This window comes from Gammaproteobacteria bacterium, assembly GCA_003696665.1.
In the GTDB taxonomy this organism is placed as follows: Bacteria; Pseudomonadota; Gammaproteobacteria; order Enterobacterales.
Genome location: RFGJ01000567.1, coordinates 1 through 1,422 on the forward strand (window position 1 = coordinate 1; position 1,422 = coordinate 1,422).

Annotated in this window: 1 protein-coding gene; it reads right to left on the reverse strand. The window is 54.2% G+C overall.

The genetic code is table 11. The features are described from left to right. Positions 1 to 302: 302 nt before the first annotated feature. Positions 303 to 1,226, reverse strand: a complete 924-nt coding sequence (locus tag D6694_13880) for a hypothetical protein (protein ID RMH36453.1) — start codon at positions 1,224 to 1,226, stop codon at positions 303 to 305. Between the last annotated feature and the right edge of the window lie 196 nt (positions 1,227 to 1,422).

Here is a 1,422-nt window from a genome sequence, read left to right on the forward strand (position 1 = left end):
AGTGGCGACGACTGGACTTGAACCAGTGACCTAGCGATTATGAGTTTCTAGGTTTCACTGAGGTTCGCGTTTGTGTACTTGTGATCTACCCGAAAGAAACCCTAGGAGTTCGCGCTCGACTCTGAACGTTATAGCATATCCTGCGCTAAGACCAGCGCGACGAGGCCTGCCCCAATCTACAATACGGGGCAGGCCTCTTTTTTGTCCACCGCGCGGTGCTTGCCTCTAGTACAGCTCGGAAGTTGATTCTTTCATCTGCCCATAGCAAAGCATTTCAACAATACGCACGTTAGGTGAAAGAATCACGCCGAGAGGCCGCGGAACGGGAGCATCTCCGCCTGAGCGACTGTGTTGCGCACTCGTTTGTCGTCCTGGTTGCCGTAGATATGCAGAGTGACTTTCACGTTCGCATGGCCCAGGGCCTGAGACAGTAGCTCGGCATTGATGCCGTTGTCCAGCCAGGCTTGGGCAAGGCGATGCCGAAACGAATGGAGATTGTGCCGCCCTTGAATGCCTGCACTCTCCGCCAGCCGGTCAATCAACTGGCGAATGCCGTCACTGGTGAGCGGACCATGATGGGTACTGATCCAGAGGGCGTTGCTTGGGTCATTCGGCCGTTCCTCTAGATAGGTCCGCAAGGCTTCGACGCAGACTTCCCCCAGGAAAATCTTGCGCCACCCTCGCTTCCCGCATACCCACGCCTCTCCCTTCGTGAGATTCAGCTGGTCGATAGTCATGCTCGCCAACTCGCCAGCCCGGACGCCAGTCGTGGCCAAGACTGTCACCAATGCAAATTCCCGGGCGCCTGTCCGTCTGGCATAGTTCCACAGTTTGCGCAAATCCTCCGCTGTGATGGCCTTCATCTGGGGAGGACGGTCGTCTTTGGGCGCTTGAAGATGAGCGAAAGGATTGTACTCGACTTCCCGTTGGCGAGTCATTTCTGTCCAGAACGTACGGGCTGCTCGGAGATAGTTGGATAGTGTGGTCGGCGCCAATCGCTTGCGAACCGTCGGCTTGCTCGGATGAGATTGCCAACAGTCAGTACGGTTGTTTAAGTGTTCCCAATATCGTTCAGCATCGTAGCGGTCGATCGCAGCCAAGGGAGTGTCACCTCCAAAAAATTCAACCATAGGACGTAAACTCCGCGCATACCATGACCGAGTCTGAAGGTTCGGTTTGGTGAGCAGGAAACGTTGTACGTGCCTTTCCAAAGAATTCTTGTTCATAGCCGTTCCTCGCAGGTCTGCAAAAGGGGTGAACTGCGATCTGGCCAGATCTGTTGGAATCCCATGGTTCAGCGTCACTATAGCAAAAAACACCGAGCGATGATCAAAAGACGAGAAAAAAGCACAAAAGAAGAATCCTTTGGACGAATGCCTACAACCACAGGAGCAAGACCATGGCCACAGCCAAGCCTTTACC

What these genes read in the sequence shown, in the direction of transcription:
- D6694_13880 (RMH36453.1), bottom strand. Translation starts at nt 1,226, where the DNA reads ATGAACAAGAATTCTTTGGAAAGGCACGTACAACGTTTCCTGCTCACC.